The sequence below is a fragment of the Paenibacillus sp. FSL H7-0350 genome (genome assembly GCF_038593195.1).
Taxonomy (GTDB): Bacteria; Bacillota; Bacilli; order Paenibacillales; family Paenibacillaceae; genus Paenibacillus_AQ.
In genome coordinates this window covers 3,152,452-3,165,649 of sequence record NZ_CP151972.1, presented here as the reverse complement: position 1 = coordinate 3,165,649, position 13,198 = coordinate 3,152,452, and the positions used below count along the sequence as shown (strand labels likewise).

Here is a 13,198-nt window from a genome sequence, read left to right as displayed (position 1 = left end):
AGTAACCTCCTGGCGAAATTAGTTCGGTACGGGAGTAGAGTCTCTGAATAGGACGTCAGTGGCGACATGCGTGACCTGATAAGGCCGGGCCGGGTCCTTGATTCTGGAGAGCAGCATCTCTGCGGAGACAATCCCCATATGGCTGCTGTAGATATGTACGGTCGAGAGATGAGGCTCGATGACCCGTGATTCCGAAGCGTCATCGAAGCCGCAGACCGCCACCTGCTCCGGTACCTTGACCCCTCTGTTCTTAAGCGATTTCATCACGCTGATGGCAATGAAGTCATTCGCACAGATGAAGGCGGAGGGCCACTGGCCGAGCGCCTCCATCTGCTGGTCCATCCAGTTCGCCTCCAGCAGGTAATCCTTGTCCTGGCCGACAATGCAGGATTCGGGATTCAGCGGGATTCCGGCTGCAGAGAGGGCTCGGTTGAAGCCGGTCCACCGTTCATGGAAGCTGCGGCAGTGGTTGTAATCGCCGACGAATCCGAAGCTCCGCACACCGAGGTCCATCAGCTTACGGGTCATCGCATACATGCTGTGTTCGTTCTCCATGAGCAGCAGGTCCGCCTTCAGCTCAGGGTAGACAATGTCCGCCGCGCAGTCAATGAAGATCGTGGGGATACCGAGATCGGTAATCAGCCCGCTGTACTCCTTATTGAACATTTCAATACAGATAATCCCGTCAACAGTAGAAGGCTCGAAATTACCGGGCAGAGTCATGGCGTTAATATCGTTCTCCCGGACAAAATAAATGGACAGGGTGTAGCCCTCTGTGCTAATACGCTTCTCCAGTCCACTGAGCAGCTGGGAGCCGAAGTGGGAGCTGTTGGGGAGGTTACTGGTCAGGAGGGCGATATTACCCTGCTGCTCGGAGGGGCTGCTTGCGGTCTCCATATAAGAGAATTGTTTATATTTAAGCTCGGCAGCTTTGCTGAGTACCTTCTCCCGGGTCTCGGGAGGAACGCTCTCTGCGCCGTTCAATGCCTTGGAGGCCGTGTTTCTGGAGATTCCCAGGGCATCGGCAATGTCTTGAATGGTGACCTTGGCTTTCTTCATCACTGTGTTCCACCTTTGTTTCCCCATATTTGTAGTCTCTGTTACCTAATATATAGCATATCAGCAAGATTGACAACGGAATTTTACAAATGCACAAATTCGTTTCACATACATGGGTGTGAAATAACAGTTTGGAGCCTAATTTATATGAATATGTTACATTTGCACTGTATAATGCAATAAATAATTTATTTTTTTGCACAAAATGCATTGACTTCTTGTCAGATTCTCTGATAAATTGTAAATGAAAAACATGGTCAAATGTAAAAATGTAAACCTATTCATTAGGGGCGAATGCAAAAATAAGAAGGGGGAAGAAGATTGGCAAATCCGATGGCTCAACCCGGGAGAACAAGGCTCATCAAGCACAGGTCGTGGCTAAGCTATGTACGCCGGAATTATATCCTGTATTTATTCTTGGCTCCAGCTGTAATTCTCACGGTTATATTCAAATACGTTCCGATGTACGGCGCGATGATTGCCTTCAAGGATTTCAGCCCGCGCAAGGGCATCATGGGCAGCGCATGGGTGGGCTTTGAACATTTCGAGCGGTTTCTCACCTCGCCGAATTTCTACGATATTCTAATGAACACGCTTAAATTAAGCGCCTACGGGCTGATTCTGGGTTTTCCGGTGCCGATTGTGCTGGCGCTTATGCTGAACCTGATCCGCAGCGCGAAGTTGAAGAAGAACATCCAGCTGATTGTGTATGCGCCTAACTTTATCTCGGTGGTGGTTGTGGCAGGGATGTTGTTTGTCTTCCTGTCGCCGACAGGTGTGGTGAATGCGCTCATTACTACTTTTACAGGTAAGCCGGTGTCCTTCATGAGTGATCCAGCTTACTTCCGTACCGTGTATATTCTGTCAGGCATCTGGCAGACGGCAGGCTGGTCCTCGATTATCTATGTAGCTACGCTGGCGGGTGTAGATCCGCAGCTTCATGATGCGGCAACGATTGACGGTGCCTCGCTGCTGAAGCGCATCCGCCATATCGATCTGCCCGCGCTGAGGCCGGTGATGGCCGTGCTGTTCATCCTTGCCGCAGGCGGCATCATGTCCATCGGCTATGAGAAGGCCTTCCTGATGCAGACGGCGCTTAATACCCCGACCTCGGAGATTATTGCGACCTATGTCTACAAGGTGGGTCTGCAGGCTGGCGATTATGCCTATTCCACCGCTATCGGATTATTCAATTCCGTCATTAACGTAATCCTGCTGGTCTTCGTCAATACGGTCGTCAAGCGGCTGAACGAAGGGGAAGGACTGTATTAAAAGGAGGTAAGTATGGATATTCAATATTCCGGGAAGGACCGGATTCTGCTTGTTGTTACTTATATATTGCTAGGTTTGTTCATCCTGGTCATTCTGTTTCCGCTGGTGTATGTCGTGCTGGCCTCCTTCTTAACACCGAATGTGCTCATTACCAAGGGGCTGGCTATTGCGCCGTCGGACTGGACAATTACTGGCTACGTCAAAATTCTCAGCAACGACGCGATGATCCGCGGCTTCTTCAACGCCTTGTTCTACTCTGCCGCCTTCGCGCTGGCTACGGTATTCTTCTCCGTCTTTGCGGCGTATCCGCTGTCCATGGAGGGGCTGGCCGGGAAGCGGCCGGTGATGATCTTCTTCCTGATTACGATGTTCTTCGGCGGCGGTCTGATTCCGACCTATCTGGTTGTGAAGGATCTGGGGATGCTGAATACGGTGTGGGCGGTGATCCTGCCGGGGGCGATCAGCGTGTTCAATATTATTCTGGCGAAGACCTATTTCCAGGGTCTGCCCAAGGAGCTGTTTCAGGCGGCGAGTATCGACGGGGCGTCAGATCTGGGCATTTTTTTCCGGATCGTACTGCCGTTGTCGAAGCCCATTATCTTCGTGCTCGCCTTGTATGCCTTCGTGGGGCAGTGGAACTCTTACTTCGATGCCATGATTTATCTGGACGATTCGCGGCTGTTCCCGCTGCAGCTGGTGCTGCGTTCGATCCTGATTCAGAATCAGGTGCAGCCCGGCATGATTGCCGATGCACTGGCCCAGGCGGAGCTGAAGAAGCTGTCTGAAATGATCAAGTATTCTTCGATCGTCATCTCCAGCCTGCCGCTGATCGTGATGTACCCGTTCTTCCAGAAGTACTTCGAGAAGGGTGCCATGGTCGGCTCCATTAAATAATAATAGGGGGAATCTCATATGAAAAAATCATTGCAAACCCTGTCTGTGCTGGCACTCTCGGCTTCCGTACTTGCGGGCTGCGGCGGCGGGGGCGGTAATTCCTCGGCCTCTAAGGATTACAAGCTGGAGAACGTGACGCTGCCGCTTAAAGAGAAGGTATCGCTGCACTTCATGTCTCAGAGCTCCGCACTGGCGCCTGCCGATCCGAATGAGAAACTGATCTACAAGCGGCTGGAGGAGAAGTCCGGGGTCCACATCGATTTCACCAATTACACCAACGACGCTTTTATTGAGAAAAGAAATCTGGCGATAGCCAGCGGAGATCTGCCGGATGCGATCATTGATGCCGCCTACTCGGACTACGATCTGCTGACCCTGGGCAAGGATGGAACGATTGTTCCGCTGGAGGAGCTGATCGAGAAGTACATGCCGAATCTGCAAAAGGTGCTGGCAGCCGCGCCGGAGTACAAATCAATGATGACGGCGCAGGACGGCCATATCTATGCTTTTCCGTGGATAGAAGAGCTCGGGTCCGGCAAGGAAAGCATTCATTCGGTCAACGGGATGCCGTGGATCAATGTGGAGTGGCTGAAAAAGCTGGGACTCGCTATGCCAACCACAACGGAGGAGCTGAAGAAGGTGTTGGTCGCCTTCAAGAATGATGACCCGAACGGGAACGGCCAGAAGGATGAGATTCCGCTGTCTTTTGTGCTGAATAACGGCAATGAGGATATGAACTTCCTGTTCGGTTCGTTCGGTCTCGGTGATAACGGCGATCACACGGTGGTTACCAATGACGGCAAAGTGGTCTTCACTGCGGGCCAGGACGGATATAAAGAGGGCATTAAGTATCTGAACGAGCTGTATGCGCTGGATCTAATCGATGAAGAGGCGTTTGAACAGGATTACAACACCTATCTGGCCAAAGGGCAGAGTGAACGCTATGGCCTCTACTTCCAATGGGATAAATCCAATATCACCGGCTTCAACGATAAATATGATCTGATGCAGCCGCTTGCCGGACCGGACGGACAGGTCAATGTAGCCCGCACGAACAACTTCGGATTTGACCGCGGCCGGATGGTTATTACCGGTTCCAACAAGAATCTGGAGCTTACCGCCAAGTGGATTGACCAACTCTATGATCCGCAGCAGTCGGTTGAGGATAACTGGGGAACGTATGGGGATGAGACGCAGCAGAATATTTTTGAATACGATGAATCGGCCAAAATGCTGAAGCATCTGCCGCTGGAAGGCGCGGCCCCGGTTGAATTGCGCCAAAAGACCAGCATCGGCGGACCGCTGGCGATCCTGGATGAATACTACGGTAAGGTGACCACGAAGCCGGATGATGCTGCTTGGCGGCTGGACCTCATGAAGGAGAAGCTGGTGCCTTATATGAAGGCAGACAATAACTTCCCGCGTGTCTTCTACTCTCTGGAGGATCAGAAGGAATTGACCGCTATTGAGACCGACCTGTTCGCTTACGTCAACCGCAAGCGCGCGGAATGGACCAAGACCGGCAAAGTGGAAGAGGAATGGAAGGATTATCAGGCAGAGCTGTCCAGACTCGGGCTGGACAAATGGCTGGAGATCAAGCAAAGAGGATATGACAGTTATCTCAAGAACAAAGGCTGAGGCTGCACTAGCTGCGGCACATGAAGAACGTATAACCTATAAACAGATAAAGGTGGTAATGGAGTGGAGATTATCGGGAGAACCAAACACAGGCCGGCGCTGCATTTTACGCCGGCGCAGCATTGGCTGAATGATCCGAATGGACTGGTTTATTTCGAAGGGGAATATCATTTGTTCTATCAGTATCATCCGCATTCCTCCATCTGGGGGCCAATGCACTGGGGCCATGCAGTCAGTAAAGACCTGATTGTCTGGGAGGAGCTGGACATTGCACTGTATCCGGACGATCACGGCTATGCGTTCTCCGGCAGTGCCATCGTAGACTGGAACAATACGAGCGGACTGTTCCCGGAGAAGCCGGGTATCGTCGCAGTCTACACCAGTCATCTGGAGCCGACGGCATCGTCGCCTGCCGTACAGAGACAAAGCCTGGCCTACAGCCATGACAATGGCCGGACCTGGATTAAGTATGCAGGCAACCCGGTGCTGACCCATTCTTCCAAGGCGGATTTCCGTGATCCGAAGGTGTTCTGGTCCGGTTCTCACGGGAAATGGATTATGGTGCTGGCGACCGATCAGACGATTACGTTCTACTCCTCCCCGAATCTTCGGGAGTGGAGCCTGGAGAGTGAATTCGGCGAAGGCGCAGGCTCTCATGATGCGGTATGGGAATGCCCGGACCTGTTCCAGCTCCCGGTTGAAGGGACAGGAGACAGCAAGTGGGTGCTGCTGGTCAGCATCGGTGATAACAGCGGGCAGCGATACGGCTCGCGGACGCAATATTTCGTCGGTGAGTTTGACGGCTCCGTGTTCACGCCGGAGCACAGCGACATCCGCTGGCTGGATTATGGTAAGGATAACTACGCGGGGGTCAGCTTCTCCGACATTCCGGCGGCGGACGGGCGGCGGATCTTCGTCGGCTGGATGAGCAACTGGCGTTATGCCAACCATGTTCCAAGCCAGGGCTGGCGCGGAGCGATGACGATTCCGCGGGTACTGACGTTGCATGAGGCAGAAGGCCGCACCTTGATCCTCCAGCAGCCGGTAGCGGAGCTAGACCGTTACTTTGCGGCAGAGTCTGGGACATTGCCGGAGATGCTGCTGATACCGGGCGAGCGCCAGGATATCAAGTGCAAGGATTCCGCCTTGGAGCTGCGGATTGCGCTTGCGGATAATGAAGCGGAAGAATTCGGTCTTATTATTCATCATACCGCTACCGAGTATACCGAACTCGTCTACTCTGTTGTCGATGGCACTCTAACCCTGCGCAGAGATCAGTCCGGCGAGACCGGCTTCTCAGACATATTCCCCGATCCCCAGAGCACCGGGGAAATGGGCATCTTGAGGAACCTGCGTATCCTGCTGGATGCCTGTTCGGTGGAGGTATTCGCCAATGACGGCCTCACCGCCATCACCAGCCTGGTCTTCCCCGGAGGTATCTGCTCTGGACTAAGCTTCTATGCTAAGGGCGGCAGTGTACGGCTGCGGGATGGGCGCTTGTCTTTCATGGAATAAATAGTCAATAGGATGAAGCCCGGACAAGGGTGTTCCGCACAGCCATGAGATCATGGCTGGCTGAACACCCTTTTTGGTGTGGCGGGAACACCGCTCAGTCCTTGGCTGATGGCCATGCCCGTATTCGGATAAGCGGCCTAGTGGTTTCAGCCAGCCTTAGACGCCCGGTGCTGCCGTACGGACCGGAAACATCCGGCTGAACAGGAAGCGGGTCAGCGGACCGGCAACCAGCAGCTGGAGTGGCAGGGCACAGATGAAATTAAGCCCCAGGATGGAGAAGTAATGACGGAAGAAGTTGTCCCCGAATCCGAAGTGTGCTAGTGTGCCGTATAGAGACATGAGGATGACCATGCCGCAGACCATGAAGCATGAGATCGTCAGTATTTTGCGGATCTGGGGCGCAGAAGGCTTCACTATTTTGAAGGCCAGTCCTTTGGCAATTCTGCTAACCACCACAATATCGCAGAACAGGGCAACGGCAAGTGCCGGGAGTAAGCCCACAGCCACATCCGTGAACAGCCTGCTGTTGAATCCGTTCGCTATAATCACATTGTAAAAAGACATAAAGATGACCATGCAAAAACACATCATACTGGTGAAAATTAAAGCTTCTTTTTTGTTGCTGCCCATGTTTCCGAACTCCCTTAAATGTAAGTTTGTCAAACTTCACTTATAGTAACAGTGCGAGGGCTCATTGTCAACCTAGTTGACAATGAGTATGATATGGATTGCCCGTCCGTGATGGGTCATTGTTGTAAAAAGTACAATTTGATTCATGTCTAATAGTCCATTCAGAAGGGTTGTTGTATGAAATACAAGAATTGTGCTGACAAGCTGCATATGTAGGGAGGAATCATGCCTTTCTTACAACATATTATGGAATAAGCCCGATAGTATGAGGGGATTGTTGTATTGTGTGCAGGATTTCAGCGGGTATCTTAAGGTGGGCTCGTGCGCTGACGGAACTTTATTTCTATCATGGAGGTCTTGTAAATGGAGGAATATATGAGCGGGTTGAATCTGGTCGATATGATCAGCGAGAAGCATAAGGTGCTGCGCGACAAGGTGAACCAGATGAGCGGCGAGCCGCTGAATAAGACGGAGACGCATATTCTGGCGATGCTGGAGCAGCACGGCGTTCTGTCCATTTCGGAGATCAGCAGGCTGATCGGCATTTCCCGCCAGGGCACGCAAAAGACGATCAACAATCTGCTGGCTGAAGGTTACGTAGATACTGCTGCTAAGGAAGGCAACAGCCGGGACAAGCCTATCGTGCTCACTGCGAAGGGAACAGCGGCTTGTCGGAGTATGCTGGAGATCAAGCAGAATATTGAGGCCGAAATCACGGCCCGGATCGGCAGGGAGCAGGCGGAGCTGCTGCGGACGCTGCTTACACAGGACTGGCTCTGAGACAGCCTGAAAATGGCTGAATATAGCAAAAAAAGCTGAAATAAGCAAACGGGACGGAGCGGACAGCCTGCTTGGTCCCGTTTGCTGTGTCTTTCGGCGAATTACATTTATTATTCATGGTTTGGAGTTTGTCTAGGATATCTGCATATATACAGATGGTGATAAAAGAATTAATGTAGTATCGAACGGGCAGCAAAAATAGTGTCTGTATCCAGTTAAAGGTTCAGATTTTAATCGTGCACCAGGGGTAATATAACTTTAAAAAAGTCGGTGAGTGATGATGATGTCTTCGGTAAAAAGGTTCCTGATCGGACGGCCGCTGAAGTCCGATCAGCTGGGAGAACAGAAGCTAAACAAAACTAAGGCCCTGGCCATTCTGTCCTCGGATGCCTTGTCCTCTGTGGCTTATGGCCCGGAGCAGATTCTGCTGGTGCTAATCACGGTTAGTACAGCCGCATTCTGGTATTCCATTCCTATTGCAGGCGGGGTACTGGTGCTGCTGTTGGCCCTGATACTCTCCTATAGGCAGATCATCTTCGCCTATCCCCAGGGCGGCGGGGCTTATGTCGTATCCAAGGAGAATCTGGGCAAATATCCGGGTCTGATTGCCGGGGGCTCCTTGCTCGTCGATTATATACTAACCGTAGCGGTCAGTGTCTCTGCGGGAACAGACGCGATCACTTCAGCTTTTCCGAGTCTGCATCCTTATAATGTAATCATTGCCATCATCTTCGTACTGCTGATCACGACGCTTAATCTTCGCGGGGTCACCGAGTCGGCCTCTTTCCTGGCGTATCCGGTCTATCTGTTCGTCCTGGCGATGTTCATTATGATTGGTCTGGGTCTGTTCAACGTGCTGACTGGAAGAGTACCGGCGGAGCTTCATACCTCACTGGGAACACCGGTGGCCGGAATCAGCCTGTTCCTGCTGCTGCGGGCGTTCTCCTCGGGCAGCTCGGCGCTGACGGGGGTGGAGGCGATATCGAATGCGATCCCCAATTTCAAGGCACCGGCACCGAATAATGCAGCCAAAACCTTGGCGGCAATGGGGATTCTGCTCGCGCTGTTATTCTCAGGCATCGTCTTCCTGGCGTATTATTACGGCATTGCTCCGCGTGAACAAGTCACGGTGGTGTCCGATATTGCCGAGCATGTCTTTGGCCGCAACTTCATGTATTATGTCGTGCAGGGAACAACAGCCTTAATTCTGGTTCTGGCGGCGAACACCGGATATTCCGCGTTCCCGCTGCTGGCTGTGAATCTGGCGAAGGATAAATTCATTCCCCGGATGTTCACTGTACGCGGAGACCGGCTGGGGTACTCGAACGGAATTCTCAGCCTGGGTATCTTGTCGATTATCCTGATCATTGCCTTTGAGGGACGGACGGAGCATCTTATTCCGCTGTATGCAGTCGGGGTCTTCATCCCGTTCACCCTGTCGCAGACGGGCATGATCGTCAAATGGCTCCGGCACAAGCCGGAAGGCTGGCTGCCCAAGCTGATCATTAATGCAATTGGAGCACTGATCAGCTTCATTGTTACGATGATGTTCTTCCTGACCAAATTCACGCAGGTCTGGCCGGTGCTGGTCTTCCTGCCGCTGATTATCCTGTTCTTCTACCGCATCTACAAGCATTATGAATCGGTTGCCGATCAGTTGCGGGTAGCCACCTGCGGTGAGCCGCCGCTGGCGATTGAGGGGAATATCATTATTCTGCCGGTGGCCGGTATTACCCATGTGGTAGAGAATTCCTTGCGGTATGCCAAGTCGCTGGGCGCAGAACAGATTATTGCTGTCCACATCCCGTTCGAGCGCGAGGATGACGCTATTTTCGAAGAGAAATGGAAGAAATTCCATCCGGAGGTGCGGCTGGTGACGCTGTATTCGCCTTACCGCAGTATCATTCATCCATTGAGCAAGTTCATTGATACGGTTCAGCGCAAGGCGAGCGAGTCGAATTATCAGGTGACCGTCATCGTTCCTCAATTCATACCGAAGAAGGGCTGGCATAATATTCTGCATAACCAGTCCAGTCTGCTGATCCGCGCGCATCTGCTGTACCGGCGCAATGTAATTATCACTACCGTCCCTTATCATTTGAAAAAATAACAAGATTACGCGCAGGGAAGCCTCCAGCTTACGGATATCCGCAGGCTGGGGGCTTTCTGTACCTCCCCGGCATGTGATAAGCTTGACTCCATAAGCGCAGATTCGCTTCTTCAAGGTTCGGTTAAGCTAGTAGCAACAGTCAGCGGATGGAGGGACAGAGGTTGAAGAAACGCAGGTTGAACGCGATTAGAATCAAGGCAATACTGATTATGCTCATGCTTGTCCTGCTGCTCACAGGCTGCGCGCAAGGCACGGCCCATGTAACCGTGAAGAAGGACGGCTCCCTGGATCTGGCCTTCAGCCTTATGTTGGATGCCCGGGCAGAGAAGCTGGTCAGCGGCAAAGCGGAAGAGCTTCTAACCACCCGGCTGGCGGCCGCAGGCATAGAGCTGAAGAAGACAGCAAGCGGCAAATCCACCGAATACCAATTTCAGAAATCCTACGCCTCCATGGAGGAATTGAAGAACAGCAGCAGCGGCTTCGATATTGTAGAGGCCAAGGTGGGGCAGACGGACAGGTGGCTGTATACCAAATACGATGTAGTGGCCCAACCGAAGCTGAACGCCTACTCCGATGAGATTATTGACGGCATCGGCAGCTTGAATGTCCCTAAGTCCCTGGTGCGCCTGCTGATGGGCAGCTTCTCCGTCGATTTCAAATTAACGATTCCCTATGATCTATACGGGGCTAATAATGCGGCTGAGCAAGACGGCAATACCTTAACCTGGCATGTATCCCTTGCGGATTCCGAGCCTATTCAGCTGGTAGTCTATGTACCGGATATCAGAAATATTGCGATTACTGTAGGCGGCATCTTGCTTATTCTGGCCTTACTTCTTACATGGTTTATCAGACGCAGAAAGCTGCAGAGACTCAAGGCCCCCCTGAAGGTACAGCGCCTACTCATCGCCCGGGACCGCTCTGAGCTTCGTGTGGAAGCTGTCACGGTACTGGCCGGGGGTCATCCCCTCCTGCTTGCGGAAGGAACGGATGAAATTCTGTGAATTGTTGTATCTCAGGCGGGAGGCGATATCCTTCACGGGCATATCGGTCTCCTCCAGCCATTTTTTGGCCATTTTGAACCGGTACATGCTCAGATAATCACTGAAATAATACTGCGTCTCCTTGCGGAACACACTGCTGATGTAGTTGGCGTTATAGTGCAGCCGCGAAGCACACTCCTCCAGCGTCAGATCCTGATCATACTCATGCTGGACGATGTCGATCAGCTTCTCGGAGATATTATGGTACTGGGCGTTCTGCCTGCTGTGGAAGATGACGATAACCGGCTGGATCACGATGGTCCAGAACCAGTCTTCAATCTCGGCCACAATATGCAGATCGGTTAGCTCCTCGAACAGGGAACCGCTCGCATGGTAGATCTGATTCAGCGTAATTCCCGATTCCTGCATCATAATGAGCGTATTGTTCAGCAGCCGGGTCAGCGGAATCTGATATTCCTGCGGCGACAGTCCCAGCGCAAAAATACACTTGAACAGCTTATGCAGCAGCTCCTTCGCTTTATCGCTGTCGGCCAGCCTGATGGCATCCATCAGGTCATTTTCCGTGTGGGTCGGGTAGTTCAGATTGAGATAATGCTTGCCGGAATTGATATTCTCGTACTGGATGATGATGCCTTTGCCCAGGGTAATCCGGTGCTTCAGAGCTTCAAGGCTTTCCCTATAGGCAATGGACATTTTGTCAAACGAATGAAACGGCAGACTAAGCCCAATGCTGACCTGCAGCTTCAGGACCCCGTTAATCTCCTGCTGGAGCTTCTCCGTAAGCGCATAGAGCATCCGGTGAAAAGCTTCCGTGCTCTCATCCTCACTGCCGATAACGACTGCCAGCGCATGACCCATCATCACAGGGGTTAGCCTGTGCTGCGCAGAAACCAGCTCCTGAGTCATATTATGCGCAGCGAATAACAGCAGATTGAGATCCTTTTTCTCATAGCTGTTCTCCTCGGAGAAGTCGATGCTCAGCGTAATGACAGCCATCGTCTTCCATTCCTCGACTTGCTTGCCGTATCCGTATTGCTCCAGCTCCTCCATCAGCTCGCGTCTTCTAAGATTGCCTCCGAATGCCTGAATCAGAAAGAAGGTCCGTACCTGTCCGAGATGCTGGCTGACCTCCTTCTCCAGCTGTGATTTCGATTGGAACAGGGAATGCACCTGCTCGCCGATGAGCTGGAATTCATCCGTACGCCCTGCCCGCAGACCGGGACGGCGCAGTCCAATCTGGGTGAGCAGCCGTTCGATGGGTGTATACATGCGCCGGGAGCCCAGCCACGCCAGCAGCACAGATAACAGCAGCATGAACGTGCAGACGAATACCGTGTAGGTGCCGATTTTGCCGGATTCGCGGGTCAGACTCTTGATGGAGGTGGCCGACAGATAGATCCAGCCGTTCAACTGGGAACGCATATAGGTGATTGAATAATCGGCTTCATTAAGCTTCGTCTTGAATTGTCCCGACGGCTCAGCGGCAGCGGCGATCTGCCCGAAGCCCGTGAATCCGGCTGCGGTGGCAGGCTCTCCGATCAGCTTACGGTCCGGATGCAGCAGAATCCGTCCGCTTTTATCCAGCACCATAATACTGTCCAGCGGCTGCATATCGGGATTAATGAAGTCCTGAAGACTGCAGGCCGGAATATTGGCCAGAGCCAGTCCGTATTTCTGCAGCTTGGTCGTCGGCAGCTTCTTAATCAGACTGATGCTGTACTTGCAGCCGGTCACGTTAATGCTCTCTTCACTGTAGAACAGGGAGGAGGGGTTCAGCACCCAGGAGGAGCTGCCTTCCACATTCAACAGATTCGTCAGCTGCTCGTAATTGCGGTATTCATTCAGCCGGTAGAGCCCGGAATTCTTAATCATCCAGTTCTGGCGCTGATTAAGCAGGATGACATCCTCCAGCCGGGTATCGAAGGACTGCATATTGCGGATCTCATTGCGGATGTCGTTATATAAAATGAAATCGTTCTCATTCAGCGGGTTGTTCATCGCCTTCTTCAGCACCGAAGAGTTCACGACCTGGTTCAAGGTCTGGTTGACAGTATTCAGCTTATGCTCTACATTTGAGGTAATTTGTAAAATGAGTTCCTTTTTGCTTTCGTTAACATTTTTTTGAATTTCGCTGGAGGATGTGAAATAGGAGAACGATCCAATGAACAACACCGGCAGGATGCTGATGGCGAACGCGAACATAGTTAATTTACTGAGAAAGCTAAGATGTTTCAACAGCGTTCAGCACCTTTGCATGAAATAGAGAAATCACTGTCTTAAGTGTATGCATCACGAA

Annotated in this window: 10 protein-coding genes; 7 read left to right on the top strand and 3 right to left on the bottom strand. The window is 52.0% G+C overall.

What is annotated here, in order from left to right; all coding sequences use genetic code 11:
- Positions 1 to 18: 18 nt before the first annotated feature.
- Positions 19 to 1,059 (bottom strand): LacI family DNA-binding transcriptional regulator, encoded by a 1,041-nt coding sequence (locus tag NYE24_RS14415; protein WP_342478958.1) that lies wholly within the window; start codon positions 1,057 to 1,059, stop codon positions 19 to 21.
- A gap of 333 nt (positions 1,060 to 1,392) precedes the next feature.
- On the opposite strand from NYE24_RS14415, the gene NYE24_RS14410 reads away from it, so the two are divergent.
- From NYE24_RS14410 to NYE24_RS14395, 4 genes are all read left to right on the top strand, one after another.
- Positions 1,393 to 2,331, top strand: a complete 939-nt coding sequence (locus NYE24_RS14410; RefSeq protein ID WP_036701890.1) for an ABC transporter permease subunit — start codon at positions 1,393 to 1,395, stop codon at positions 2,329 to 2,331.
- A 12-nt stretch (positions 2,332 to 2,343) separates the two neighbouring features.
- Positions 2,344 to 3,225 carry a carbohydrate ABC transporter permease gene (locus NYE24_RS14405; RefSeq protein ID WP_341026900.1) on the top strand — a complete coding sequence of 294 codons (882 nt, stop codon included), beginning with the start codon at positions 2,344 to 2,346 and terminating at the stop codon, positions 3,223 to 3,225.
- An 18-nt stretch (positions 3,226 to 3,243) separates the two neighbouring features.
- On the top strand, positions 3,244 to 4,863 hold the full coding sequence (locus tag NYE24_RS14400) for an extracellular solute-binding protein (RefSeq protein ID WP_076161030.1): 1,620 nt from the start codon (positions 3,244 to 3,246) through the stop codon (positions 4,861 to 4,863).
- A 63-nt stretch (positions 4,864 to 4,926) separates the two neighbouring features.
- Entirely contained in the window at positions 4,927 to 6,378 is a 1,452-nt protein-coding gene (locus tag NYE24_RS14395) for a glycoside hydrolase family 32 protein (protein ID WP_342478957.1), read from the top strand.
- A gap of 156 nt (positions 6,379 to 6,534) precedes the next feature.
- Here the strand turns inward: NYE24_RS14395 and NYE24_RS14390 are convergent, their stop codons facing one another.
- Complete coding sequence (locus NYE24_RS14390; RefSeq protein WP_076161025.1) at positions 6,535 to 7,008, bottom strand: DUF2798 domain-containing protein; 474 nt, start codon at positions 7,006 to 7,008, stop codon at positions 6,535 to 6,537.
- A gap of 363 nt (positions 7,009 to 7,371) precedes the next feature.
- Between NYE24_RS14390 and NYE24_RS14385 the strand changes: the two genes are divergently transcribed.
- The 3 genes from NYE24_RS14385 to NYE24_RS14375 all read left to right on the top strand — a co-directional run bounded on the left by NYE24_RS14385 (position 7,372) and on the right by NYE24_RS14375 (position 10,902).
- Positions 7,372 to 7,788 carry a MarR family transcriptional regulator gene (locus NYE24_RS14385; RefSeq protein ID WP_036701844.1) on the top strand — a complete coding sequence of 139 codons (417 nt, stop codon included), beginning with the start codon at positions 7,372 to 7,374 and terminating at the stop codon, positions 7,786 to 7,788.
- Positions 7,789 to 8,068: 280 nt separating this feature from the next.
- Positions 8,069 to 9,898 carry an APC family permease gene (locus NYE24_RS14380; protein WP_036701889.1) on the top strand — a complete coding sequence of 610 codons (1,830 nt, stop codon included), beginning with the start codon at positions 8,069 to 8,071 and terminating at the stop codon, positions 9,896 to 9,898.
- A gap of 161 nt (positions 9,899 to 10,059) precedes the next feature.
- Positions 10,060 to 10,902: a hypothetical protein gene (locus NYE24_RS14375; protein WP_342478956.1), complete on the top strand. Its 843-nt coding sequence runs from the start codon at positions 10,060 to 10,062 to the stop codon at positions 10,900 to 10,902.
- Here NYE24_RS14375 and NYE24_RS14370 read toward each other — a convergent pair.
- The gene (locus tag NYE24_RS14370) at positions 10,798 to 13,137 is read right to left on the bottom strand and encodes an AraC family transcriptional regulator (protein ID WP_036701841.1); all 2,340 of its coding nucleotides are present in this window, start codon (positions 13,135 to 13,137) and stop codon (positions 10,798 to 10,800) included. The two genes, NYE24_RS14375 and NYE24_RS14370, sit on opposite strands and share 105 nt — an antisense overlap.
- Between the last annotated feature and the right edge of the window lie 61 nt (positions 13,138 to 13,198).

Bases quoted from the DNA above. Each gene is read 5' to 3' on its own strand.
- NYE24_RS14380 (WP_036701889.1), top strand. From the start codon at position 8,069: ATGATGTCTTCGGTAAAAAGGTTCCTGATCGGACGGCCGCTGAAGTCC.
- NYE24_RS14400 (WP_076161030.1), top strand. From the start codon at position 3,244: ATGAAAAAATCATTGCAAACCCTGTCTGTGCTGGCACTCTCGGCTTCC.
- NYE24_RS14415 (WP_342478958.1), bottom strand. From the start codon at position 1,059: ATGAAGAAAGCCAAGGTCACCATTCAAGACATTGCCGATGCCCTGGGA.
- NYE24_RS14405 (WP_341026900.1), top strand. From the start codon at position 2,344: ATGGATATTCAATATTCCGGGAAGGACCGGATTCTGCTTGTTGTTACT.
- NYE24_RS14385 (WP_036701844.1), top strand. From the start codon at position 7,372: ATGGAGGAATATATGAGCGGGTTGAATCTGGTCGATATGATCAGCGAG.
- NYE24_RS14410 (WP_036701890.1), top strand. From the start codon at position 1,393: ATGGCTCAACCCGGGAGAACAAGGCTCATCAAGCACAGGTCGTGGCTA.
- NYE24_RS14390 (WP_076161025.1), bottom strand. From the start codon at position 7,008: ATGGGCAGCAACAAAAAAGAAGCTTTAATTTTCACCAGTATGATGTGT.